22 protein-coding genes are annotated in these 25,323 nt (G+C 30.5%); 17 read left to right on the top strand and 5 right to left on the bottom strand.

Annotated features, from left to right (window positions below; translation table 11 throughout):
• Window positions 1-7: 7 nt before the first annotated feature.
• Entirely contained in the window at window positions 8-2,644 is a 2,637-nt protein-coding gene (locus SJY17_RS07730; RefSeq protein WP_397361992.1) for a valine--tRNA ligase, read from the bottom strand.
• Window positions 2,645-2,830: 186 nt separating this feature from the next.
• On the opposite strand from SJY17_RS07730, the gene SJY17_RS07725 reads away from it, so the two are divergent.
• Window positions 2,831-3,265 carry a DUF1573 domain-containing protein gene (locus SJY17_RS07725; protein WP_397361991.1) on the top strand — a complete coding sequence of 145 codons (435 nt, stop codon included), beginning with the start codon at window positions 2,831-2,833 and terminating at the stop codon, window positions 3,263-3,265.
• A 50-nt stretch (window positions 3,266-3,315) separates the two neighbouring features.
• Here the strand turns inward: SJY17_RS07725 and SJY17_RS07720 are convergent, their stop codons facing one another.
• Window positions 3,316-4,656: an aspartyl protease family protein gene (locus SJY17_RS07720; RefSeq protein ID WP_397361990.1), complete on the bottom strand. Its 1,341-nt coding sequence runs from the start codon at window positions 4,654-4,656 to the stop codon at window positions 3,316-3,318.
• A 123-nt stretch (window positions 4,657-4,779) separates the two neighbouring features.
• On the opposite strand from SJY17_RS07720, the gene SJY17_RS07715 reads away from it, so the two are divergent.
• From SJY17_RS07715 to SJY17_RS07700, 4 genes are read left to right on the top strand one after another with little or no spacing between them, the layout of a single operon-like run.
• Entirely contained in the window at window positions 4,780-5,970 is a 1,191-nt protein-coding gene (locus SJY17_RS07715; protein ID WP_397361988.1) for a pyridoxal phosphate-dependent aminotransferase, read from the top strand.
• A complete protein-coding gene (murB, locus tag SJY17_RS07710) occupies window positions 5,970-6,983 on the top strand; it encodes a UDP-N-acetylmuramate dehydrogenase (protein ID WP_397361987.1) in 1,014 nt (337 codons plus the stop codon). The genes SJY17_RS07715 and murB overlap by 1 nt, the downstream gene beginning before the upstream one ends.
• Window positions 6,984-7,039: 56 nt before the next feature.
• On the top strand, window positions 7,040-7,570 hold the full coding sequence (locus SJY17_RS07705; RefSeq protein ID WP_397361986.1) for an RNA polymerase sigma factor: 531 nt from the start codon (window positions 7,040-7,042) through the stop codon (window positions 7,568-7,570).
• 9 nt (window positions 7,571-7,579) lie between these two features.
• A complete protein-coding gene (locus tag SJY17_RS07700; RefSeq protein WP_397361985.1) occupies window positions 7,580-8,377 on the top strand; it encodes an anti-sigma factor domain-containing protein in 798 nt (265 codons plus the stop codon).
• Window positions 8,378-8,446: 69 nt separating this feature from the next.
• On the opposite strand, the gene aqpZ is transcribed toward SJY17_RS07700, so the two are convergent.
• Window positions 8,447-9,133, bottom strand: coding sequence for an aquaporin Z (gene aqpZ, locus SJY17_RS07695; RefSeq protein ID WP_397361984.1), 687 nt, complete (start codon window positions 9,131-9,133; stop codon window positions 8,447-8,449).
• A 204-nt stretch (window positions 9,134-9,337) separates the two neighbouring features.
• On the opposite strand from aqpZ, the gene SJY17_RS07690 reads away from it, so the two are divergent.
• The 6 genes from SJY17_RS07690 (at window position 9,338) to SJY17_RS07665 (ending at window position 15,507) form a co-directional block, all read left to right on the top strand.
• Window positions 9,338-9,541 carry a membrane or secreted protein gene (locus SJY17_RS07690; RefSeq protein WP_397361983.1) on the top strand — a complete coding sequence of 68 codons (204 nt, stop codon included), beginning with the start codon at window positions 9,338-9,340 and terminating at the stop codon, window positions 9,539-9,541.
• Between the two features lie 3 nt (window positions 9,542-9,544).
• The gene (locus SJY17_RS07685; RefSeq protein ID WP_397361982.1) at window positions 9,545-10,657 is read left to right on the top strand and encodes a glycosyltransferase; all 1,113 of its coding nucleotides are present in this window, start codon (window positions 9,545-9,547) and stop codon (window positions 10,655-10,657) included.
• Window positions 10,648-11,196: an RNA polymerase sigma factor gene (locus SJY17_RS07680; protein ID WP_397361981.1), complete on the top strand. Its 549-nt coding sequence runs from the start codon at window positions 10,648-10,650 to the stop codon at window positions 11,194-11,196. The genes SJY17_RS07685 and SJY17_RS07680 overlap by 10 nt, the downstream gene beginning before the upstream one ends.
• Before the next feature lie 130 nt (window positions 11,197-11,326).
• On the top strand, window positions 11,327-12,208 hold the full coding sequence (lipA, locus tag SJY17_RS07675) for a lipoyl synthase (RefSeq protein WP_397361980.1): 882 nt from the start codon (window positions 11,327-11,329) through the stop codon (window positions 12,206-12,208).
• Between the two features lie 2 nt (window positions 12,209-12,210).
• Window positions 12,211-13,209, top strand: coding sequence for a type I glyceraldehyde-3-phosphate dehydrogenase (gene gap / locus SJY17_RS07670; protein WP_397361979.1), 999 nt, complete (start codon window positions 12,211-12,213; stop codon window positions 13,207-13,209).
• A 42-nt stretch (window positions 13,210-13,251) separates the two neighbouring features.
• A complete protein-coding gene (locus SJY17_RS07665) occupies window positions 13,252-15,507 on the top strand; it encodes an ATP-binding protein (protein WP_397361978.1) in 2,256 nt (751 codons plus the stop codon).
• Here the strand turns inward: SJY17_RS07665 and lpxK are convergent.
• Window positions 15,485-16,489: a tetraacyldisaccharide 4'-kinase gene (gene lpxK, locus SJY17_RS07660; protein ID WP_397361977.1), complete on the bottom strand. Its 1,005-nt coding sequence runs from the start codon at window positions 16,487-16,489 to the stop codon at window positions 15,485-15,487. The genes SJY17_RS07665 and lpxK overlap by 23 nt on opposite strands.
• 122 nt (window positions 16,490-16,611) lie before the next feature.
• Between lpxK and SJY17_RS07655 the strand changes: the two genes are divergently transcribed.
• The 4 genes from SJY17_RS07655 (at window position 16,612) to SJY17_RS07640 (ending at window position 21,316) form a co-directional block, all read left to right on the top strand.
• A complete protein-coding gene (locus SJY17_RS07655) occupies window positions 16,612-17,706 on the top strand; it encodes a Nif3-like dinuclear metal center hexameric protein (protein WP_397361976.1) in 1,095 nt (364 codons plus the stop codon).
• A gap of 3 nt (window positions 17,707-17,709) precedes the next feature.
• The gene (locus SJY17_RS07650) at window positions 17,710-18,492 is read left to right on the top strand and encodes a zinc ribbon domain-containing protein (RefSeq protein WP_397361975.1); all 783 of its coding nucleotides are present in this window, start codon (window positions 17,710-17,712) and stop codon (window positions 18,490-18,492) included.
• Window positions 18,493-18,641: 149 nt separating this feature from the next.
• Window positions 18,642-19,298 (top strand): peptide-methionine (S)-S-oxide reductase MsrA, encoded by a 657-nt coding sequence (msrA, locus tag SJY17_RS07645; RefSeq protein ID WP_397361974.1) that lies wholly within the window; start codon window positions 18,642-18,644, stop codon window positions 19,296-19,298.
• Between the two features lie 110 nt (window positions 19,299-19,408).
• Window positions 19,409-21,316 carry a T9SS type A sorting domain-containing protein gene (locus tag SJY17_RS07640; protein ID WP_397361973.1) on the top strand — a complete coding sequence of 636 codons (1,908 nt, stop codon included), beginning with the start codon at window positions 19,409-19,411 and terminating at the stop codon, window positions 21,314-21,316.
• Here the strand turns inward: SJY17_RS07640 and SJY17_RS07635 are convergent.
• Window positions 21,313-22,113: a class I SAM-dependent methyltransferase gene (locus SJY17_RS07635; protein ID WP_397361972.1), complete on the bottom strand. Its 801-nt coding sequence runs from the start codon at window positions 22,111-22,113 to the stop codon at window positions 21,313-21,315. The genes SJY17_RS07640 and SJY17_RS07635 overlap by 4 nt on opposite strands.
• Window positions 22,114-22,205: 92 nt before the next feature.
• On the opposite strand from SJY17_RS07635, the gene kynU reads away from it, so the two are divergent.
• Window positions 22,206-23,477, top strand: coding sequence for a kynureninase (gene kynU, locus SJY17_RS07630; protein ID WP_397361971.1), 1,272 nt, complete (start codon window positions 22,206-22,208; stop codon window positions 23,475-23,477).
• Window positions 23,478-23,737: 260 nt separating this feature from the next.
• Entirely contained in the window at window positions 23,738-25,135 is a 1,398-nt protein-coding gene (locus SJY17_RS07625; protein ID WP_397361970.1) for an FAD-dependent oxidoreductase, read from the top strand.
• The last annotated feature ends 188 nt before the right edge of the window (window positions 25,136-25,323 follow it).

Genomic DNA, 25,323 nt, shown 5'->3' with positions numbered 1-25,323 from the left:
AATAATTCTATTTCAAACTAGCCAAACTAGCTTTCAAAGTTTCAATCTTAGCCAAAGCATCTGCTTCTTTTTTACGTTCGGCAGCAATAACTTGTTCTGGTGCACCTGCAACAAAACGCTCGTTAGACAATTTTTTCTGTGCTATTTTTAAAGACCCTTCTGTATACTCCAATTCTTTGGTAAGTTTAGCAATTTCGGCTTCTATATCAATTGCTCCATCCATTGGTATAAAATACTCATTAGACTTAACTCTAAAGGTTAATGCGCCTTCTACAGGTTCTGTAACATAATCTATTGCTTCTAGGTTTCCTAGTTTAGCAATTACAGTATCAAAATCTGTATTTGATTGTTCGCTATTAATTACTAAAAAACCAATTGCATCTTTAAACGCAATGTTCTTTTCTTTTCTAACGGTTCTAATTCCAGAAATAACTTCTGAAGCAAAATCAAACTCAGAAATAATATCTTTATTTACTGGTTTAGCTTCTGGCCATTTTGAAACTATTAAAGCTTCTTCTGGAGTACGCTTTGCAATATATTGCCAGATTTCTTCTGTTAAAAAAGGCATAAAAGGATGCAATATTTTTAAGTTATCCTCAAAAATAGCCATCACTTTATTATAAGTTGTTGCATCAATTGGTTGTTGATATGCTGGTTTTACTATCTCTAACAACCAACCACAAAAATCATCGTAAATTAATTTATAAGTTGCCATTAAAGCATCGCTTAAACGGTATTTACTAAAATGATCTTCAATATCTAATAAAGTTTCTTGAAACTTAGCTTCATACCAATCTAATGCTATTTTACTAGAATTTGGTTGGGGAATTGTATCACTAACTTCCCATAAATTTGTTAAGTTAAAAGCATTCCATATTTTATTTCCAAACTTTTTACCTTGATCGCATAACGTTTCATCAAACATTAAATCATTTCCAGCTGCACTACTTAATAATAATCCAACTCTAACTCCTCCTGCTCCATAATCTTCAATTAATTTTAAAGCGTCTGGTGAGTTCCCTAAAGATTTACTCATTTTACGACGTTGCTTATCACGTACCAAACCAGTTAAATACACATTATTAAAAGGCTTTTGGTCTTTATACTCGTAACCAGCAATTATCATACGTGCTACCCAAAAGAATAAAATATCAGGTCCAGTTACTAAATCGTTAGTAGGATAGTAATATTTAATGTCTTCGTTTTCTGGGTTACGTATACCATCAAAAACAGACATTGGCCATAACCAAGAGCTAAACCAAGTATCTAAAGCATCTGTATCTTGTTTTAAATCTGTTGCTTTTAAATCTGCTTTTCCAGTTACTTTTTGTGCTTTTAAAACAGCATCTTCAACAGTTTCTGCAACTACAAAGTCTTCTTTTCCATCTCCATAGAAATACGCAGGAATTTGTTGTCCCCAAAGTAATTGGCGTGAAATATTCCAATCGCGAATGTTTTCCATCCAATGACGATAGGTGTTCTCGAATTTTTTAGGAAATAATTTTATCTCAGCATCTTCACCTAAAACAGCTTCAATTGCTGGCTTAACCAACTCTTCCATTTTTAAGAACCATTGGTCGCTTAATCTTGGTTCGATAACTGCTTTTGTACGTTCTGACGTACCAACTTTATTTAAATGGGTTTCAGTTTTTACTAAAACACCAATATTTTCTAATTCTTTTGCAACATTTTTTCTAGCTACAAAACGGTCTTGACCTTCAAATTGTAATCCATAACTATTTAATGACGCATCTTCATGAAAGATATCGATTACTTCTAGTTTATGCTTATCTCCAAGGTTTTTATCGTTTTCATCATGTGCAGGAGTTACTTTTAAACAACCTGTTCCAAACTCGATATCAACATACTCGTCTTCAATTATAGGAATAACACGATTTGCAATTGGCACAATTGCCTTTTTTCCACGTAAGTGTGCAAAACGTTCGTCCTCTGGGTTAATACATATTGCTGTATCTCCAAAAATGGTTTCTGGTCTTGTAGTTGCGATAGTTAAAGTTTCTTCGCTTCCTTCAATTTTGTAATTAATATAATATAGGTTTCCTTGACGTTCTTCGTGTATTACTTCTTCATCAGACAGAGTTGTTTTTGCTTTAGGATCCCAGTTTACCATTCGGTATCCTCTATAAATCAATCCTTTTTCGTGTAAATCAACAAAAACCTTAATTACCGCTTCAGACATATCGTCATCCATTGTAAACTTTGTTCTGTCCCAATCGCATGAACATCCTAATTTTTTAAGTTGCTCAAGGATTACGCCTCCATATTCTTCAGTCCATTCCCATGCATGTGCTAAAAACTCGTCACGAGTTAAATCATTTTTATCTATTCCTTGTGCTTTTAATTTAGCAACAACTTTAGCTTCTGTTGCGATAGATGCATGATCAGTTCCTGGAACCCAACAAGCATTTTTACCCAATAAACGTGCACGACGTATCAAAACATCTTGTATTGTGTTATTAAGCATGTGTCCCATATGTAAGACTCCTGTTACGTTTGGTGGAGGGATTACAATGGTATATGGTTCTCTATGGTCTGGTGTAGAATGAAAATAATTATTCTTCATCCAGTAGTCATACCATTTATTTTCTGCTTCAATAGCATTATATTTTGAAGGAATTTGCATACTTTGGAATAGTTTTTGAAATATAGTTTACAAAAGTACTTATATTTCTGTTTTTGTGAAATTTTAAAGAGTATTAATGTACAGTTAAATATGTCATAAGTATTTGTAAGTGTGCATTACATCTAATAACTTTGCAGGAGGAATAAAAAGTAATTAAATTTACAAACCATTAAAAATCAAAATACAATGAAAAAATTATTTACAATATTATTTATCGGACTAATTAGTTTATCGGTAAACGCACAAGAAAAAGTTGCAAAAATTGAGTTTAAAGCAACAACAATAGACTACGGAACAATTGAAAAAGGCGCAAATGGTATTAGAACCTTTGAGTTTACAAATACTGGAGATGCTCCTTTAATTATTTCTAAAGTAAGTTCTAGCTGTGGATGTACTGTCCCTAAAAAACCAGAAGCTCCAATAATGCCAGGAATGACTGGAGAAATTGAAGTTAAGTATGACACAAAAAGAGTAATGCCTATTAGAAAAACAATTACTGTTTTATCTAATGCAGCAACACCAACTGTATCACTTAAGATTAAAGGTGAAGTTATTGACCCTTCAAAAACTAGTGTTTTAGAGAAAAAATCTAAAAGTGTGATGGAGACAAAAAAGGGTTAAAAACTCTACACTTATAAATAAAAAAGCCGAAACTTAACGTTTCGGCTTTTTTATTTTATTGGAGATTGTAATTTAAACTCAAAACGTCTTTCCAAGCCAAGTCTATCAACTACTAATTTAATTTTCACTCCTTCATTTTGATAAAAATAACCAACCAATTCGCTTAATGACATATCATAAGTTTCCTTACCATTTATGGTATTAACAATATCTCCTTTTCTTAAACCTGCATTATATCCTGGAGAGCCCATTCTTACTTCATTAATTATATAATAAGGTTTTAAATCATATTTATAATTAGTTTTTATAACACTTTGCACATTAACTAATTTACCATTATCACCAGAAATTTTAGTCAAACCATTGTCTTTTACATCAATTTCCATAACTAATCTAACACCATCATGTACCACCTGCAAACCACTTCTATTATATCTAAAAGGTCGTTTAAAGAAGCTATTAGGCTTTAATGTTATTTTGGAATTAGGATAATCTATAATACTATTAAATCGTTTTAAAAGCTCTCCTCCAAAGGTTCCATCTCTATCTTTAAATTTTTTAACAGAAGCTACAGTAATAGAGTCTGGATAGGCTACTTTTGGGTTTTTAAAAGAAAAATTTCCAATATTAAAGGCTTCAATTTTTGTTCGTTTACCAAATACATTTCCATTTAAACCTGCTCCTAAAAAATCTGTAAAATAGTTTTTACTCATTTTTAAACCTTTTTCAGTATTTTCAAATAACCATAAAGCATCACTTCCACCAGAATCTATCAAAAGTTTAACTGGAATAGTATTAGAGTTTATCGAAACTTCTCCTTCTAAATAAGGCTTATTTCCTTCAAATTCTAAATTAAAGGATTCACATTTTTTACACTTTTTGTAATTATAAGTTTCTGGATTATGTAGTCTAATAAATTTACTGGTATAATTTATTTCAACAATAAAATCTTTAAATAAATCATAACCAATAATACCATCAATAGTAACACCAAGTATAGGAGCAAAATTTAAAGAAGAATCAAAAATGGCATAAAAGGCTTGATCATTATTGACTGCATCACCAACTTTAAAAGTATTATGACTTGATCTAAGTGCATCTATATAATTACCATCTCCTAATCCTTTTAATTGGATTTTTTCAGCATTTAATACCTTTAAAGAATCTGAAGCTTTTAAAAAATTAAAAACAATTGGTTTATTAACTCCAGTATCTAAAACAAATTTTAAGGACAAACCATTAACCTCAACTGGTATAATTATTAGGTTATTAACCAATTCAAATCTAATTTTATTAGATTTTTCATCATCTTCAATTATATATTGGTTTTGTGCAGTTGCAGAAAAACAACAAAAAACAACAATAATTATATATAGTTTACGTAAAAACATTCATGCTTCAATAAATTATGTCTTTTTCAATTTACAAATTTGTTTTCATTCTAGTATTTTAAAAACTATTTTTAAGTCAATTTTATAATAATTTTCGCAAATTTGTATTCTAATCATTAAAGCATGCCAAAAATATCTAACAAAGGGCTATCAATGCCACAGTCTCCAATAAGAAAATTAGTACCATTTGCTGAAAAAGCCTATAAAATGGGAAAAACAATTTACCATCTTAACATTGGTCAACCTGATATTAAAACACCTCAAGCTGCATTGGACGCAGTTAAGATGCATGGATTAGATATATTAGCTTACACTAGATCTGAAGGATCAGAAGCTTATCGCGAAAAAATTGCCGCATATTATGCTAAAAACGACATCCATGTAAAACACAACGATATTATTGTTACTACTGGTGGTAGTGAAGCTTTATTATTTGCTTTTGGAAGTATTATGGATGTTAATGACGAAGTAATTATACCAGAACCGTTCTATGCTAACTATAATGGATTTTCAACTGCTTCTGGCGTAAAGGTTGTTCCAGTAATTTCTAAAATTGAAGACAACTTTGCTTTACCTCCAATTGAAGAGTTTGAAAAACTAATTACTCCCAAAACAAAAGCTATTTTAATTTGTAATCCAGGTAATCCAACAGGTTACTTATATTCTAAAGAAGAAATTAAAAAATTAGCTGCAATTGTTAAAAAACATGATTTGTTTTTAATAGCAGACGAAGTCTATCGTGAGTTTGCTTATGATGGTGCAACACACTACTCTATTTTACAAGAAGAAGGTTTAGATGATTATGCAATAGTAATAGATTCTGTTTCTAAACGTTACAGTATGTGTGGTGCACGTATTGGTTGTTTAGTGTCAAAAAACAAAGAAGTAATTAGTACAGCTTTAAAATTTGCACAAGCAAGATTAAGTCCTCCAACATTAGCACAAATAGCTAGTGAAGCTGCTTTAGATACACCTCAAAGCTATTTTGATGAAGTGATTGATGAATATGTAGAAAGAAGAAACGTTTTAATAGCAGAATTAAACACCATTGAAGGTGTACAAGTTGCCAACCCAAAAGGCGCTTTTTATTGCATTGCGCAATTACCAATAAAAAACAGTGATGCTTTTGCACAATGGTTATTGGAAGACTTTGATGTAAACGGAGAAACAGTTATGGTTGCTCCAGCTGCAGGTTTTTATAGCACTCCAGGTGTTGGGTTAAACCAAATAAGAATTGCGTACGTACTTAATACTGATAGCTTAAAAAAAGCGGTCAATATTATTAAAGAAGCGCTTAAAGTATATAAAGATTAGTGCAAATACTAGACAACATTTCTTTAAAACCATACAATACTTTTGGTATTGATGTAAAGGCAAAACATTTTGTGTCTATTAATTCTGTAGAAGAATTAAAAGCTATTTATTCTTCAAAAGAATATCCCAGCAAGTTTATACTTGGTGGTGGTAGTAATATGCTATTAACCAAAGATGTTAACGCACTTGTAATTCATTTAGACTTAAAAGGAAAAACTATTGTTTCTAAAACAGATAATTATGTTTTAATTGAAAGTCAAGCAGGCGAAAACTGGCACGATTTTGTACAATGGACTTTAAAAAACAATTATGGTGGTTTAGAAAATTTATCATTAATTCCAGGAAATGTTGGCACAAGTCCTATACAAAACATTGGAGCTTATGGAGTGGAGTTAAAAGACACCTTTTACTCCTGTGCTGCATTAAATTTAGAGACTTTAGTTATTGAAAATTTCACAAAAGAAGAGTGTGATTTTGGTTACCGAAATTCTATCTTTAAACAAAAGGCAAAAGGCAAATATATTATTACAAGTGTAACCTTTAAATTAAGCACAAGTAATCATACGCTACATACTAATTATGGAGCCATTACTGCGCAATTAGAAAAAAATAATATTACCAATCCGACAATACAAGAAGTATCAAAAGCAGTAATTGCTATTCGCGAAAGCAAATTACCAAACCCAAAAGAGATTGGTAATTCTGGTAGTTTTTTTAAAAACCCAGTAATTACAACAGACGCCTTTAAAGCTTTACAAATTAATTTTCCAGATGCACCACATTATATTGTTTCTGAAAACGAAATAAAAGTGCCTGCTGGTTGGCTAATTGAAACTGCTGGTTTTAAAGGTAAAACCTTTGGCAATTATGGTGTACACAAAAAACAAGCTTTAGTTTTAGTAAATTATGATGATGCAAAAGGAAAAGACATTTTAAAGCTTTCAAAATTGATACAAAATACTATTTATCGTATCTTTAATATTTCAATTGAAGCTGAAGTCAATATTTTTTAGCAAGATGTAATAACTTCAATTTAAAAAAGTTAAACTAACAACTTACGACAACTAACTTGGGATTTTCTATAGAAAAACATATTGTTACACATTTAAAAAATGGAGACACACAGGCTATAAACTTGTTGTACGAAAATTATGCAGATGCACTATTTGGTGTCATTAAAAAAGTAATTTCGGATGATGACTTAGCTCAAGACGTGCTTCAGGAAACCTTAATTAAAGTCTGGAAAAAAGGAAAAAGTTACAATCCAGATAAAGCTAAATTATTTACCTGGTTATATCGTATTGCATACAACTCTGCAATAGATAAAATCCGTTCTGTTAAGAATAAGTCAAACAAAGAAATCCAAATAGAAGACTCCAACGTATATAAACTGACAACTAGTAGTTTAAACGAGGATGTTTTAGATCTTAAAAAGCATTTAAAGTCCTTAGATTTAAAATATCAGGTTGTTATTAACGCGTTATATTTTGAAGGAATGACCCAACAAGAAGCAAGCGAAGAATTAGATATACCGTTAGGTACAATAAAATCAAGATTAAAAATTGCACTACGCGAAATGAAGAAAATTTACAACCCTTAATTGTAAAAAATGATGAATGATAAAATAACTACATTTTTAAATTCTGGCTTATTAAATAAATATTTAATAGGTCAAACTACTACTTCTGAAACCTTAGAAGCAGAACATTTTATTGCTGAATATCCAGCAGTACAAAAAGCGTATGAAGTACTTCAAAATAAACTAGAGTTTACTGCACAACTTAATGCTGAAAAAGCACCTCAGTCTATTTTAGAAGATGTTTTAAATACTATAGAAGAAAAACCTGTTGTTACTTTAAAATCAAAAAGAACAAAAAAATGGTACAGTTTAGCAATAGCTGCTAGTTTGGCTGCACTTTTATTTGCAGGAAGCTCTGCTTATTTATTTAATCAAAATAATAAATTGTCTGATGAAAACCAGATAATTGTAGATGAGATCTTTGATTTAAGAAGTGATATAGCAGATAACAATAATACTTTACATCAATTATTAGAACAGTTTAAACAACTTAATAATCCTGAAACAGAAAAGTACGTTTTAAAAGGAAATACTAGAGCAAAAAACTTAAAAACTGTAGCATATATTAATCCAAAAGAGAAAAAATCTATGATAGATGTGATCTCTTTACCTCAATTACCAGATGATAAAGTCTATCAGATTTGGGCAGAGTTACAAGATAAAATGGTAAATCTAGGTGTTTTAAGCGAAGCAGATAGACGCTTACAAGAAATACCTTATACACAAGATGCTTTAGGATTAAGCATATCTATAGAGCCTAAAGGAGGAAGTCAAGTACGATCTAAAGACACTCCTGTTGCAGAGATATCGTTAAAACTTAACGAGTAATCTTTAAAAACATATAATCATAAAAAAAGCCTCACTTAAAAGTGAGGCTTTTTTTTATTTAAAATAACGTTATTCTTTATCAAAAAAGGTTTTATGTATTAAACCTGCAACAATAGCTCCTGCTATTGGTGCAACCCAAAACAGCCATAATTGTCCAAGATAAGCACCTTCTGCAAATAAAGCCTGACTAGTAGATCTAGCAGGATTAACAGAAGTATTTGTAATAGGAATACTAATTAAGTGTATTAATGTTAAACCTAAACCAATTGCAATTGGAGCAAAACCTTTAGGTGCTCTAGCATTTGTACTACCTAAAATAATTAGTAAAAAGAAAAGAGTCAATAAAAACTCGACCAATAAAGCAGAAATCATTGAATAATTATCTGGTGATAAAGCACCATAACCATTGGCTGCAAAACCACCAACGTCTGTAAATCCAGCTTTACCTGACACAATATACATTAATGCAACAGCAGCTAAAATTGCTCCAACTAATTGTGCAACAATATAACCTGGAAGTTCCTTAGCAGAAAATTTTCCTCCAGCCCAAAGACCTAAAGATACTGCAGGATTAAAATGTCCTCCAGAAATATGTCCAACAGCATAAGCCATAGTCAAAACTGTTAAACCAAATGCTAAAGACACACCTACAAATCCAATCCCTAAATCAGGATAGCCAGCAGCAAAAATTGCACTTCCACAACCTCCAAAGACCAACCAAAAAGTTCCAAAGAACTCTGCAAATAATTTTTTCATAATTTTAAATAGTTAAAAGTTAGACTATTAAATTATTAAAAAAGATATTGATATTCACTATTTATCATACATGTGATTAATAATATCGTTGAAATACTCTTTTTATAGTTAAAAATTAAATAAAACTCTTTTTGATTTATTTAAATTGAATATCATTTTCTGCAAAAATTAGTATCTTTGCAGTAATAAAAAAAGCAACTTATTTTGAAACTTTTATTACTTACTTTAGGTCTTTTAGCTTTTGCTTTTGCAGGAATTGCAATTAAAATATGGGCAAAAAAAGATGGTAAATTTGCTGGTACATGCGCAAGTCAAAACCCAATGTTAAATACAGAAGGTGATTCTTGTGGTTTTTGTGGAAAAACTCCAGACCAGTTTGAGAATTGTAACGAACCTCAACATTCTTAACACATGTTAATACTTGAGGTATTATTCTACAGTTTTGTAGCTGTAGTTATTATTCAAGTATTATACTATGGTGTCCTTTTTGGAAGTTTTTCATTTTCTAAACACAATAAGTCAACTCCAAAAAACAATCCTGTTTCCGTCATTATTTGCGCAAAAAATGAAGCAGAAAACATTAAAATCTTTTTACCCTACATTTTAGAACAAGATTATCCTGATTTTGAAGTGGTTTTAATTAACGACTCTTCTTATGATGATACTTTAGATCTTTTTGAAGCGTTTGCATTAAAAAATAACAACGTAAAAATTGTAAATGTCAGAAATAATGAAGCATTTTGGGGTAATAAAAAATATGCGTTAACACTTGGTATAAAAGCTGCTAAGTACAATCATTTATTATTTACTGATGCAGACTGCAAACCAGTATCAAACCAGTGGATTAAAGAAATGAGTGCACATTTTAACCAAAAACAAACTATTGTTTTAGGTTATGGTGCATATAACAAAATAAAAAACTCTTTATTAAATAAGCTTATTAGGTTTGAAACGCTTTTAACAGCAACCCAATATTTTTCTTTTGCAAAAATAGGGATTCCGTTTATGGGAGTTGGTCGTAATTTAGCTTACCACAGAGATGAGTTTTATCAATCCAATGGATTTATAAAACACATGAAAATACGATCTGGCGATGATGATTTATTTATTAACCAAGTGGCTACATCAAAAAACACAACCTTCTGTTATACAAAAAATAGCTTTACAACTTCAGTCCCAAAAACTAGCTTTAAAAATTGGTTTAAACAAAAACGCAGACATGTATCTACAGCTAAGCATTACAAGTTTAGTCATCAATTTTTATTAGCTACTTTTTACATTTCACAAGTTTTATTTTGGATTCTAGGAGTTACACTAGCAATCACAACATTTTTATGGCCTTTTGTTTTAGGCTTAATAATTATAAGGTTTATAATTCAGTTTTTAAGTTTAGGTTTTTCTGCTAAAAAACTTAACGAGTTAGACACAATTCTACTACTTCCTTTTTTAGAAATCTTATTGATTGTCTTTCAATTTAGTATCTTTATAACCAATAAAATTTCAAAACCTAATTATTGGAAATAGAAGAAGCCATACAAAGAGCTAAAAAAAACGACCAAAAAGCGTTTAACTATTTGCTTACCAATTATTGGGATAAAGTTTATGGATTTCAGCTTAAACGTATACAAAACGAAAATGATGCTGAGGATATTACCATTCAAACCTTTTCTAGAGCTTTTGATAAAATTGAATCTTACAATAGTAAATATGCGTTTAACACATGGCTAATTACAATATCAAAAAACATCCATATTGATATTATCCGTAAAGAAAAACATATTATAAAACAAGTTGCTTCTGAAATTGAGAATAACAAAATTTATCAAGTCTTAGACGAAACACCATCAGTTGAAGATAAGCTAATAACAGAACAAAATTTAGCCAAATTATTACGAGATATCAAAAAACTAAAACCGCATTATCAAGAAGTCATTAACTTAAGATACTTCCAAGAGTTTAGTTATAAGGAGATTTCTGAAGAGTTAAAAGAACCAATAAATAATATTAAAGTAAAATTACTTCGTGCTAAAAAACTACTAGCAGAAATTATTCAGAAAAAATAACGCATACTCCTTTCATTTTTAACAACTTATTTTAACAGTATAAGCTCTTATTTTTGTAATTGGTTTTAGCTTGTGGTATTTAACAACTTTATAGAATACTTCGTATCTTTGTGTTCTGATATTTTTATTTATGAACAACGATATAAAATCTGTAATCTTACCGTCAGAAAGACAACCAAAACCAAAATGGTTACGTGTTAAATTACCTACTGGTAAAAAATACACAGAACTTAGAGGACTTGTTGATAAATACAAATTAAACACGATTTGTACGTCTGGAAGCTGCCCTAATATGGGAGAATGTTGGGGAGAAGGAACTGCTACATTTATGATTTTAGGAAATGTTTGTACACGATCCTGTGGATTTTGTGGTGTAAAAACAGGTCGACCAGAAGATGTGGATTGGGACGAGCCAGAAAAAGTAGCACGATCTATTAAAATCATGGGAATTAAACACGCTGTTTTAACAAGTGTGGATCGTGACGATTTAAAAGATATGGGAAGTATTATGTGGGCAGAAACTGTTAAAGCTGTCAGAAGGATGAACCCTGAAACGACACTTGAAACACTAATCCCTGATTTTCAAGGTGTAGAAATGCATATAGATCGTATCATTGATGTTGCTCCAGAAGTAGTGTCGCATAATATTGAAACTGTAAAAAGACTAACTAGAGAAGTCCGTATCCAAGCAAAATACGAACGTAGTTTAGGTGTTTTAAAATATTTAAAACAACAAGGACAACGCAGAACAAAATCTGGTATTATGTTAGGTTTAGGAGAAAAACGTGAGGAAGTCATACAAACACTTCATGATTTAAGAGATAACGATGTTGATGTTGTAACTATTGGACAATACTTACAGCCAAGTAAAAAACATTTACCAGTAAAACAATTTATACTACCAGATCAATTTAAAGAATATGAAGAAATTGGTTTAAAACTTGGTTTTAGACATGTAGAAAGTAGTGCTTTAGTACGCTCTTCATACAAAGCACAAAAACACATTAATTAATTATGATTACTGTAGCCATAAATGGTTTTGGTCGAATAGGAAGACGTGTTTTTAGACTACTTCATGATAATAAATACATAAAAGTTGTTGCTATTAATGACTTAGCAGATGCTAAAACATTAAGTCATTTATTAAAATATGATAGTATACATGGTGTGTTTCCTGCTACTATAGCTTCAGAAAAAACTACTATTATTGTAAATAATACAAAGATTCCCTTACTAAATTCTAATCATCCAAAAGATTGTAATTGGTCTAATTATGGTCCTGACTTTGTTATAGAAGCAACCGGTAAGTTTAAGACTTCTACAGATCTAAAATTTCATATAAAAAATGGCGCAAAGCGTGTTATTTTAAGTGTTCCACCAACAGAAGATGATATTAAAACAATTGTTCTAGGAGTTAACCAGTCTAAAATTGACGGAACAGAAACTATAATTTCTAACGCCTCTTGTACCACAAACAATGCAGCTCCTATGATTGATATCATTAATGAGCTTTGCGGTATAAATCAAGCCTATATTACCACAATACATTCTTATACTACAGACCAAAGTTTACACGATCAGCCACACAGAGATTTACGACGTGCAAGAGCTGCAGGACAAAGCATTGTTCCAACTACAACAGGTGCTGCTAAAGCATTAACTAAAATTTTTCCTGAACTATCAAATGTTATTGGTGGTTGTGGTATTAGAGTGCCTATAGCAAATGGTTCCTTAACAGATATTACTTTTAATGTAAAAAAAACAGTTTCTATCGAAACTATAAATAATGCCTTTTTAAAAGCTTCTAAAGAAAAGTTTAAAGGTATTTTAGAGTATACAGAAGACCCAATTGTATCCATAGATATTGTTGGAAATCCACATTCTTGTATTTTTGATTCTCAAATGACATCTGTCATTGGAAACATGGTAAAAATTATTGGTTGGTACGATAATGAAACAGGATATTCTAGTAGAATAATCGACCTTATTTTCAATTTGTCGGAAAAAAAGTGACTTTTATCGGATAAATATTTATATTTGTCACTGTAAATAAAAATGATGAAGTCCCTAATTATAAAATTTTTCACATGCTTAACGCTATGCTTTATAAGTGTAAACTTACAAGCTCAAGACCTGTCTGAGAATGAAAAAGAAGTCATTCAGGGTAAAATTAATTACAATATTAATTTAGCTCAAAAAAACATAGACTTTAACGAGTTTTATAAAGCACAAAGTGATTTAGACGAAGCACTTAATTTAGCAAATCAAATAAACGATAATAAAAGTATAGGTCTAATTTATTCTAAAATTGGAAAAATTCAATTTATAGCTGAAGAACCTAATGAAGCAATAAAAACATTAGTAAAAGCTGTTGAAAAACAGCGTTTTGCTAAAGACAATATAAACATTGCCGAAACCTATAAAACAATGGGTAATGTATATATGAGTAAAAAAGAATACAATACTGCATTAGATTATTTTAACTCTGCACAAAGTTTATTTGAAAAAGAAGACTTACACGACTATGAAGCAGAAACTATATTATATAAAGGTGATGCCTATTCTGAATTAGAAAAACACGAAGATGCAGCTAGGGAATACGAATCATCATTAAGCCTATCTAAACGCTACCAAAACAATAAAATTTTAAGTAGTGCCTATATAAACTTAGGAAAAACTAAAGCAAAATTAGATAATTTAGATCAAGCAGAAAACAATGTAATGCAAGGTCTTAATATTGCACAAAAAAACAAATATCCTGGTGTAATTAGTAACGCATACGCCTCTTTAAGCGAGATTTATAACAAAAAAGAAAATTATAAAGAAGCTAACAATTATTTAAACAAGCACATTAAGCTTAATGATTCGCTATTAAAAGCCAAACGTAATTTTTTGTCGCCAGAAAAAAGATTAGACAAACTTTATAGTAATTCAATAGAATATCAAAAAGAAAAAGAAGCAGATTTAGAAAAAGAAGCTAGTTCTACTTGGTTAGAAAAACTAACTACAATTTTAAGTATTGCATTAATTACAATTTTATCTTTACTTACATTATCACTTTATAAAAACAATAATATTAGATTAAAATCTAATAATATTTTGCATAAAAAAAACGCAGAATTAACCATTGCAATGGAAAAAGCAGAATTGGCAACAAAAACCAAAGCTAACTTTTTATCCACTGTAACGCATGAGCTTAGAACACCTCTTTATGCAGTAACCGGATTAACCAATATGTTATTGGAAGAAAACCCAAAACCAGAACAAGTACAGCATTTAAAATCATTAAAATTTTCTGGAGATTATCTATTAACTTTTATAAATGACATCCTTCAAATTAATAAAATTGAAGCGAATAAAGTAGATATAGAACCTGAAGTATTTAACTTAAAGAAGAAAGCTGAAAACGTAATTTCTGCTTTAAACAATTCTGCTCTAGACAATAATATTCAATTACATTTAGAATACGATAGCACATTACCTACAAACTTTAATGCAGATCAATTAAAAATATCTCAAATACTAATTAACCTAATTGGTAACTCTATTAAATTTACTAAAGATGGAGATATTTGGGTTAGAGTAATTAAACAAAAACAGACAGGAGATAATTTTGAACTACGTTTTGAAGTAGAAGATAATGGTATTGGTATTAGTGAAGAGAAGCAGCAAAACATGTTTGAAAGTTTCTCTCAAGGATCAATACAAATTAACAGAAAATATGGTGGTACAGGTCTTGGGCTATCTATTGTAAAAGGTTTAATAGATATCCTAAAAGGAAAAATCTATATGAAAAGTAAACTAGGAAAAGGAACGACTTTTTATTTTGAAATACCAATGAAGAGAAGTAATGAAATTATAGTTGAGAAAAAAGCAAACTACTTTAATGAAGTAGATGAACTTGAACTAAGTAATATTAAAATTTTAGTAGTAGAGGATAATAAGATTAATCAAATGATTACCAAAAAAATCCTTAACAAAATGAAACTATATTGCGATGTTGTTGATAATGGTGAAGAAGCTGTAGACAAAGTTAAAACAACAAATTATGATGTTGTTTTAATGGATATACACATGCCAGGAATTAGCGGTATTGAAGCCACTAAAATTATTAGAACTTTCGATAAAGAACTTACCATTTTTGCTTTAACAGCAGTTACAATAGAAGATAAAATGCAAGAGTTTGAAGAAGCTGGTTTTACGGATATTATCCCTAAACCATTTAAGCAAGAAGATTTTGAGAAAAAGTTATTTAACGCTTTAATGCTTTCTGATCAAAACAATGCCTCTAACGTAGAGCAAACGACTTAACAATAGCATCAAATTGTTCTGCTTTATCAATCATAACTTGTATTGGTAGATAATATAATTTAGCGTTTAAAGAAGGTTCATTTTTTAAACGCATATAATCTTTTTCAGTCGTTACAATACAGTTATTATTTGCGATGTATTCAATTTCTTTAGTGCTAAAATCATGATGATCTTTAAATTCTAAGTGTTCAAAATTTAAGTTCTTATCTTTTAAAAAATCAACTAAAGGCTTCGCATTTGCAATTCCAGTAACTAACTTAAAATTTGGCAACTTATCTATTTCAATTATTTTATTATCAGCAATCACAATAGTACTATAACTTATGGAACTAAAAAAAACACTTTGGTAAGACAAAGGGTTTATTTTAGATAGTATTTGCTGCTTTTTAGAGGCACTTAAATTTATTGGACATTTAGTCACAACAATTATATTAGCACGCTTTGCTCCATTTTTAGGCTCGCGTAAATTACCTGTAGGTAACACAAAATCATTAGTGTATTGATTATTATAAGTCGTTAATAATATATTTAATCCAGCCTTAACTTTTCTATGCTGAAAAGCATCATCTAACAATACTACTTCAGGTTTTGGATTATTATTAAGCAACTTACTAATTCCCTCTTGCCTATTACCATCAACAGCAACAATAATATCTTCTGAAAACTTATTATAAAACTGAAAAGGCTCATCACCCAAGTCCTTAGCATCAGAATTTGTATTCCCTAATTGAAACCCTTCACTTTTCCTACCATAACCTCTACTAAGTGTTGCTAATTTTACATCCTCTTTTAAAAGACGGATTAAATACTCCACCATTGGTGTTTTTCCAGTTCCACCAGTACTTAAATTCCCTACACAAATAACAGGAAAATCATAACTTTTAGAAACTTTCCATCCGTTATCATACATCTTGTTTCTTATCCACGTAACTATGTAGTATATTGGAACAATAGGAAATAAAATATAACGTAATAATTTCATTTAAAACAAATAGATTCTTTTTAAGGTAATTTACATCTCATCAAAGATGAAATTAATGCAACTTTTACAGTAACGAAAGTAAATATTTTATATTTGTTTTAAATAATTAAATACAGAAAAGTATGTTGGTTAAAGACCTAATTAGTCATATTCAAGAAATTGCTCCACTAAATTATGCAGAAGATTTTGATAATGTTGGATTACTTGTAGGAGACAAAAACACAAAAGTAACTGGTGTTTTAGTAACACTAGACACTTTGGAAACTGTGGTTGATGAGGCAATAACAAATAATTGTAATTTTATTTTAAGTTTTCATCCTATCATTTTTAAAGGCTTAAAAAGTATTACAGGAAAAAACTATGTAGAGCGTACAGTATTAAAAGCTATCAAAAACAACATTGCTATTTATGCAATACACACAGCTTTGGACAATCATATTGATGGTGTAAACGCAATGATATGCAATCAATTAAACTTAAAAAATCAACGCATTTTAATTCCGCAAAAACAAACCATAAAAAAACTAACCACTTATGCTCCAAAAACTGAAGCAGAAGCACTAAGAAATGCATTATTTAAAGCTGGAGCAGGTCAAATTGGCAACTATACAAATTGCAGCTTTAATACAGACGGATTAGGCTCTTTTAATCCAAATCCAAAAGCAAACCCATCCATTGGCACAAAAGGCGAAACCCATTTTGAAGCAGAAACGCAAATAAACGTCACATTTGCAAAACATTTAGAGTCTAAGATTGTACAAACACTTTTTAAAAATCATTCTTACGAAGAAGTTGCTTATGAAATAACAACTTTAGAAAACACCAATCAAAATATTGGAATGGGAATGATTGCAGAATTAGAACAACCACAATCCGAAACCGAATTTTTAATCTATTTAAAAGATAAAATGAATGTTTCTCATATTAGGCATTCAAATTTCACAAATAAGATTATAAAAAAAGTAGCAGTATTAGGTGGTTCCGGAAGCTTTGCAATAAACGCTGCAAAAGCAGCAGGAGCAGATGTTTTTGTGACTTCAGATTTAAAATATCATGATTTTTTTCAAGCAGAAAACAGCATTCTTTTAGCAGATATAGGACATTATGAAAGTGAACAGTTCACAAAAAACGGTTTAGTAGCAATACTTACAAAAAAAATTCCTAATTTTGCATTCATTTTATCAAACACAAACACCAATCCTGTTAAGTATTTTTAAAACATGGCAAAGACAAAAGAAGCAACAGTAGAAAATCGTTTAAGAGCATTATACGACCTACAATTAATAGACTCAAGAATTGACGAAATTAGAAGCGTAAGAGGAGAATTACCTTTAGAGGTTAGCGATTTAGAAGACGAAGTTGCAGGATTAAAAACTAGATTAGAAAAACTAGAAGATAGTTTAAGCTCTGTAGACGCAGATATCGTTTCTAAGAAAAATTTAATTGAAGAATCTAAAGCTTTAATTAAAAAATACTCTGAGCAACAAAAAAATGTTAGAAATAACAGAGAATTCAATTCTTTAACAAAAGAAGTTGAATATCAAGAGTTAGAAATTGAATTAGCTGAAAAACACATCAGAGAATTTAAAGCTCAAATAGAACAGAAAAAAGAAGTTATTGCTAAAACTAAAGAGCATAACAAAGAACGTGAGACACACCTAAAACACAAGAAAAGTGAATTAGATGCCATCTTAAAAGAAACTGAAAAAGAAGAAGAAGCTTTATTAGCCAAATCTGAAGATTATAAGAAAAAAATCGAAGAGCGTTTAGTAAAAGCTTACAATCGTATAAGAGTAAACGTAAAAAATGGTTTAGCAGTTGTACCAATTGAAAGAGGAGCATCTGGAGGATCATACTTTACTATTCCACCACAAGTGCAAATGGAAATTGCTGCTCGTAAAAAAATTATTACTGATGAGCATAGTGGACGTATCTTAGTTGATGCAACTCTAGCGGAAGAACAAAAAGCAAAAATGGCTAAAATGTTTTCAAAATTATCATAAGCCCTTTTTAATATATTTAAAAAAAGCCTTTACAATGTAAAGGCTTTTTTTGTGACTAAATATTAGATTAATTTTTAAGAAATATTTACACCTATTTTGCTTAAGGTTTTCTAACTTTAAACGTCTAAGTAAAAAAAGAAAACATAAAAATGAAAAAACTATTTCCAATCATAGCATTATCACTATTATTTAGTTGCAATAACCTAGCGCAAACCAATCCTAAACAAGAAGCTATTAAAACTGCAGAACCAATAACCGTTGCTTTGGAAGACGGAAAAGCAAAAGCCTATTTTGCAAGTGGTTGTTTTTGGTGTGTAGAGGCAATTTATGAGAGTGTAAAAGGTGTTGACGAAGTTATTAATGGATATTCTGGTGGTCACACAGAAAATCCAACTTACGAAAAAAGTAATACTGGTAAAACAGGTCATGCAGAAGCTGTAGAAGTTATTTATGATCCAGAAATAGTTAGTTTTAAAACCTTAGTTGATGTCTATTTTGCATCGCAAAATCCAACACAAGTCAATGGACAAGGTCCTGATCATGGATCACAGTATCGCTCAATTATTTTTTATCAAAACGACAATCAAAAAACTATTATTGATACTAAAATAAAAACTTTAGCCAAAAAATTAAATACAACTATAGCTGCAGAAGTATATCCATTTCAAAAATTCTGGAAAGGAGAAGACTACCATCAAGACTACGAAAAACTTCACCCAAATCATCCATACATTAAAAATGTATCAATTCCTAGGCTAAAAAAGTTCAAAGCTAAAATGCCAAGCATTTTAAAAGAAAATCATTAAAAAGTGTATTTCATCATTAAAATTACGTATTTTAGCGATAAAACAAACGTGATCTTTCATCAAAGCCACCCTTTGACTCAAAGCTTTTACTTTTGTAAAAACTCAAATCAATGAAAAAAATCACCCTACTTCTTTTTGGTATATTTTGCTATGCCAATAGCATTTCTCAAACCTCAAATGTTATAATTAGTGTGGATTGGCCTAATTGGTCATCAGAAAACAAAATTGAACTTTTTGACCCTTCAGGCACGCCTATTTTACCTATTATTGATAATGGATACGATGGAGCCACAGACAACAACTATACACACACAGAAAACTATGGTAGTTTACCTAATGCAACTGGTTACACTGTAAAAGTATATGATTTTTATGGTGACGATTGGAATGGAAACGGAAATATGTCTATTAGTATAGACGGAATTTCATCTTTACAATTTAATGGTGATTTTGATAATAATGTTACATCAGGAAATCCAGTTGAAATTTCTAAAACATTTACATTTGAAGTCTCAAATCCTCCAGTTCCTGAACCAGGAGTACCAGTATTTTACGAACAATTTTCTGGAGATACTAGAGAGTATATTGAATATATTCCTGGGAATTTACCAATAATCATTTCTGCTCCACATGGTGGTGTTAAACAATCAGGCTCAACTATTGGAGGAACTTCTTATCCAGATAATGATAGCACACTTCCAGACAGGAGTTGTGGTTCTAATGAACGTGATGATAATACTGATATATTAGTAAGAGAAATTCAAGAAGAAATATTTAATCTAACAGGTTGTTATGCTCACGTAATAATTAATAATCTTCACCGTTCAAAATTAGATCCAAATAGAGAACAAACTGAAGCCACATGTCTTGATACAGACGCATTAGATCATTGGAATGCATTTCATAATTTTATTGATCAAGCAAGTACAGAAGTAGAAACCAATTGGGGGAAAGGATTATATATAGATTTACATGGGCAAAGTCATGCAATTGCTAGAATAGAAGCTGGTTATAATATTTCAGCTTCACAATTAAATGCAGGTAATATTAATAGTGTTTCTGGAACAAGTATTTCTAACTTAGTTATTGATAACTTAAATAATTTTACGCAAGAAGAACTAGTTAGAGGACCATTTAGTATTGGCCAATACTTTCAAGATGCACCTGGAACATTCTATAATGCAAATGTAAATCCTGGTTGTGGTGTAACATCAGGATACAGAACATTACCAAGTAATACAAATCATGGTGGAGGAGAGAGTTGCGATGACACCACACCACATAGTAATGATTATTTTGATGGAGATTTTTATAACAATATTAGACATGGTTCAGGATCTGCAGCTTCGGATGGTCAAGGAGGTAGCGGAACTATTGATGGTATAATGACAGAAGTTAATAGACGCGTTAGAGATTTAGGAACTTATAATGGTCAAGTATACGATACCAGACCACAAACATTAGTTCCATTTGCTAAGGATTATGCAGCAGTAGTATTAGCATATATTGACAAGCACTATAATGACTATACAAACTTTAATTATGGAACAATAATTTATGACACAACTGATGCAGACCCAACACCTACTATAACTGGCGTTACTGGAGGTCTATTTTCTAGCACAACTGGATTGACAATTGATGCATCGTCTGGAGTTATTGATACTTCAGCATCAACAGTTGGAAATTATGTTGTGACTTACGAAGCTGGTATTTGTGGTTACTTTAAAACAACTTTTAATGTAGAAATTACAGATAACACATTAAGTATTACTAATTTTGAAAACATAGATTTTAAAATTTATCCTAATCCTACAAACGGAATTATATCTTTTAATTCAACTACACAAGTAAATACAATTAAAGTCTTTAATCTTTTAGGACAAGAAGTTATAAGTTTAAAATCTAATAAAACCGAAGATTCAATAGATTTAAGTAATCTAAAAACAGGTTCTTATATTATTAAATTCTTTGACAACAAGTCTTCAATAGGTTCTAAAATGATAATTAAAAACTAAAGCCTAGTTGCTTTAATTTCAAAAATAAGAGGATATAATTTATCCTTTGTAACAAAATTGCCCGATTTGGTTTCGACTAATTCGGGCAATACGTTATAAGGACTTTCGTCATACTCATTTAAGTATTCAATTTGTAATCCTGCTTCAATAAGTGCATTAATTACTTCGCTTAAACCATGATTCCAACCATACTCTTTTGTCACCATTTTAGACTCTTGATTAGCATAGGTTCCTTCATATTCTTCGTAAATCACTTCATCTTGCATGTAACCGTATTTCATTACAGGTTTATTTTCTAAATAATCAAACATCCAAACAATTGGATGAAACTCTGCCATATAAAACACACCTCCTTTTTTCAATCTTTCAGCAATCATTTTTCCCCAAGGTTTTAAATCTGGTAACCAACCAATTACACCATAACTAGTAAAAACTATATCAAATTCATCTTTAATATAATCAGAAGTATCTAAAACATTACAGCACACAAACTCTGCGTCTAGTTTTAATTCTTCATTTAGCTGTTGTGCTAACTTAATACCTTCATCACTTAAATCTACACCAACACATTTAGCTCCTAACCTGCTCCAACTTATAGTATCTTGACCAAAATGACATTGCAAATGCAATAACGATTTTCCTTTAACTTCTTTTAAAGCAGCAATTTCATATTGCATTAAAGATGACTTTCCTTTTTTAAAAGCCTCTAAATCATACATATCGCTTTTAGAATGTACTTTTACTTTATCATTCCATGTCGCTTTATTAGCTTCAAAATATTCAGAATTATCTTTCATTATAAAACATTTAAAAATTCAATTTACTTAATTATTAGGTTTGTTCCCTGAAATAAATTTACTTATTTTTGAGAGAATCCAAAACTTAAAAAGTGTCTCAACATAAATTAGGACTTAATTACGCTAAAACTCAAGATCAAAACGATAAACTAGCTAAATACAGAAATCAATTTCATATTCCTAAAGACAAACACGGAAATGATTGGTTATACTTTACAGGAAACTCATTAGGATTACAACCTAAATCAACTAAAGATTATATAAATCAAGAATTAGAAGATTGGGCTAATTTTGGTGTCGAAGGTCATTTTGAAGCCAAAAATCCTTGGATGCCTTACCATGAGTTTTTAACAGAAAGTATGGCAAAAATAGTTGGTGCAAAACCAATTGAAGTCGTTATAATGAATACCTTAACTACCAACTTGCATTTACTAATGGTTAGTTTTTACCAACCAACAAAAACCAAATATAAAATTGTTATTGAATCTGATGCATTTCCAAGCGATAGATATGCAGTACAAACACAATTAGATTTTCATGGTTTTGATGCTAATCAAGGTGTTATAGAATGGAAACCAAGACAAGGTGAAGAACTTTTAAACATTGAAGACTTAGAAGCTATTCTTGAAGAACAAGGAGACGAAATTGCATTATTATTAATTGGAGGTGTAAACTATTACACAGGACAATATTTAGATTTAAAGAAAATAGCAGAATTAGGTCATGCAAAAAACTGTATGGTTGGAATAGATTTAGCACATGGAGCAGGAAACATAAAACCAGAATTACATGATTCTGGAGTAGACTTTGCAGCTTGGTGTACATATAAATATTTAAATTCTGGACCAGGAAGTTTAGGTGGACTTTTCGTGCACGAAAAACATGCACACAATAAAGACTTAAAACGATTTGCTGGTTGGTGGAGTCATAATAAATCGACTAGATTTAATATGCGTCAACCGTTAGATGTCATTCCAGGAGCAGAAGGTTGGCAACTAAGTAATCCTCCAATATTATCTATGGCTGCAATTAAAGCATCTTTAGATATGTTTAATGAAGTTGGCATGGATGCTTTACGCGAAAAATCAGAAAAACTTACTGGTTATTTCGAGTTTTTAATTAATGAATTGAATAACGATAAAATTAAAATTATAACACCTTCTAATCCAAAAGAACGTGGTTGCCAACTATCCATTCAAGTAAAGGATGCTGACAAAAATTTACATAAAAAATTAACCGAAGCACATATCATTACAGATTGGAGAGAACCAGATGTAATTCGTTGCGCTCCTGTTCCATTATACAACACATTTGAAGATGTATTTAGAATGGTTGAAAAATTGAAAGAGATATTAGACAAATAATCATTTGACAAGTCAATAATAATAAAACTAAACCAGCCCCAAATCAATTCGCAGAATTGAATATTGAAATGCAGAAATAATGAACGAAGGAATGAAGCTGCAAAGCGAAGCTTTAAGCACGTAATTCCGAAAGAGAATGTTCCGCAGGAATTTCCTCATTTCAATATGATTTTTTGGTTCGTTTTGTATCAAGACAAAATGAACAGAATAATAAAATAAATAATGAGATCCTTAATCAATTTCAGGATAACAAAATTAATATGAGTAAAAAAGACAACATAGTAATCATTGGAGCAGGTTTATGCGGAAGTTTACTTGCCTTACGATTAGCACAACGTGGCTACACTGTAAACGTTTACGAAAGCAGACCAGACTTACGCACAACAGATATTTCTGCAGGACGTTCTATCAATTTAGCACTTTCAGATCGTGGACTAAAAGCCATGCGATTAGCAGTAGTTGAAGACAAAGTAAAACCGCTTTGTATACCAATGTATGGTCGTTTAATACATGATATTAAAGGCAACACGTTTCCTTCAAATTATTCTGGAAGAGATAACGAATACATCAACTCTATTTCTCGTGGAGAACTTAATGGTTTGTTATTAACTGAAGCCGATTTATACGATAACCTAACCATTCATTTCAATAAAAAATGTAATGGTATTGATATCGAAAATAACACTGCGACTTTATACGATTATGAAACCAAAACAGAATTAGAAGTTAAAGGCGATGTTCTTTTTGGTACAGATGGAGCAGGTTCTTCATTACGAAAAAGCTATTATTTAGAACGTAAATTTCTATTCAGTTATTCGCAAAACTATTTAACACATGGTTATAAAGAATTAGAGATTCCTGCTTCAAAAAAAGGTACACATCTAATAAGCAAAGACTATTTACATATTTGGCCAAGAGGAGATTATATGTTAATTGCACTTCCTAATTTAGATGGAAGCTTTACAGTAACACTATTTTTAAGTTATGAAGAAGGTAAATACAACTTCAAGAATTTAACAACAGAAGAGACTATAAAAGAATTCTTTGCAACACAATTTCCAGATGCATTAGCATTAATACCAAATATAGCAGACGAGTTTTTTAATAATCCAACAGGCGCTTTAGGAACCGTAAAATGTTCTCCTTGGCATTATAAAAATAAAAACGTGTTATTAGGAGATTCAGCACATGCTATTGTTCCGTTTTATGGACAAGGTATGAATGCTTCTTTTGAAGATGTAACCGTTTTTGATGCTATTTTAGAGCAACACGAAGGCGATTGGGAAACCATTTTTAAAGTCTACGAAAAAACTAGAAAAGCAGATACAGACGCTATTGCAGATTTAGCAATAGACAATTATTATGAAATGCGTGATCATGTTTCCAATCCTATTTTTAAAGAAAAACGTGCTATTGAAATGGCTTTAGAAAAGCAGTTTCCAAACGAATATTTTTCAAAATACTCAATGGTAACCTTCAAAGAAAACATTCCATATCATACAGCAATGACCAAAGGAAGAGCACAAGACAAAGCAATTCTAAACCTAATTGCAGATAAAAAAATAGACACAAACGAAGATTTAAATAGTATCTTTAAAAAAGTACAAGAAGAAACAGAAGCTATTTTACAAGACGATAAAATTGCTGGATTGAAGTAGTGAAAAGTGAGAAGTGAGAAAAAATAAAAACTAACTAAGTACAAATAGAGAATTAAGCAAATAAGAAAGTCCTCAAATCAATTCAATAGAATTGAAACATCAAGGCGAAGAATAGATGAAGAAAAGCTCCGAAAACAGGAGAACGCAGTTCGACGCGGAGTTTTCAAATTGGTTTCAGTTTTTTTAAA

This window comes from Olleya sp. R77988 (assembly GCF_044594215.1).
Classification (GTDB): domain Bacteria; phylum Bacteroidota; class Bacteroidia; order Flavobacteriales; family Flavobacteriaceae; genus Olleya.
This window is presented reverse-complemented; position numbering and strand designations above follow the sequence as displayed.

Bases quoted from the DNA above. Each gene is read 5' to 3' on its own strand.
- lipA (WP_397361980.1), top strand. From the start codon at position 11,327: ATGAACAACGATATAAAATCTGTAATCTTACCGTCAGAAAGACAACCA.
- SJY17_RS07715 (WP_397361988.1), top strand. From the start codon at position 4,780: ATGCCAAAAATATCTAACAAAGGGCTATCAATGCCACAGTCTCCAATA.
- gap (WP_397361979.1), top strand. From the start codon at position 12,211: ATGATTACTGTAGCCATAAATGGTTTTGGTCGAATAGGAAGACGTGTT.
- SJY17_RS07730 (WP_397361992.1), bottom strand. From the start codon at position 2,644: ATGCAAATTCCTTCAAAATATAATGCTATTGAAGCAGAAAATAAATGG.
- SJY17_RS07640 (WP_397361973.1), top strand. From the start codon at position 19,409: ATGAAAAAAATCACCCTACTTCTTTTTGGTATATTTTGCTATGCCAAT.
- SJY17_RS07700 (WP_397361985.1), top strand. From the start codon at position 7,580: ATGATGAATGATAAAATAACTACATTTTTAAATTCTGGCTTATTAAAT.
- SJY17_RS07625 (WP_397361970.1), top strand. From the start codon at position 23,738: ATGAGTAAAAAAGACAACATAGTAATCATTGGAGCAGGTTTATGCGGA.
- SJY17_RS07650 (WP_397361975.1), top strand. From the start codon at position 17,710: ATGGCAAAGACAAAAGAAGCAACAGTAGAAAATCGTTTAAGAGCATTA.
- SJY17_RS07635 (WP_397361972.1), bottom strand. From the start codon at position 22,113: ATGAAAGATAATTCTGAATATTTTGAAGCTAATAAAGCGACATGGAAT.
- lpxK (WP_397361977.1), bottom strand. From the start codon at position 16,489: ATGAAATTATTACGTTATATTTTATTTCCTATTGTTCCAATATACTAC.
- SJY17_RS07685 (WP_397361982.1), top strand. From the start codon at position 9,545: ATGTTAATACTTGAGGTATTATTCTACAGTTTTGTAGCTGTAGTTATT.
- SJY17_RS07720 (WP_397361990.1), bottom strand. From the start codon at position 4,656: ATGTTTTTACGTAAACTATATATAATTATTGTTGTTTTTTGTTGTTTT.
- SJY17_RS07655 (WP_397361976.1), top strand. From the start codon at position 16,612: ATGTTGGTTAAAGACCTAATTAGTCATATTCAAGAAATTGCTCCACTA.
- msrA (WP_397361974.1), top strand. From the start codon at position 18,642: ATGAAAAAACTATTTCCAATCATAGCATTATCACTATTATTTAGTTGC.
- aqpZ (WP_397361984.1), bottom strand. From the start codon at position 9,133: ATGAAAAAATTATTTGCAGAGTTCTTTGGAACTTTTTGGTTGGTCTTT.
- SJY17_RS07665 (WP_397361978.1), top strand. From the start codon at position 13,252: ATGATGAAGTCCCTAATTATAAAATTTTTCACATGCTTAACGCTATGC.
- SJY17_RS07725 (WP_397361991.1), top strand. From the start codon at position 2,831: ATGAAAAAATTATTTACAATATTATTTATCGGACTAATTAGTTTATCG.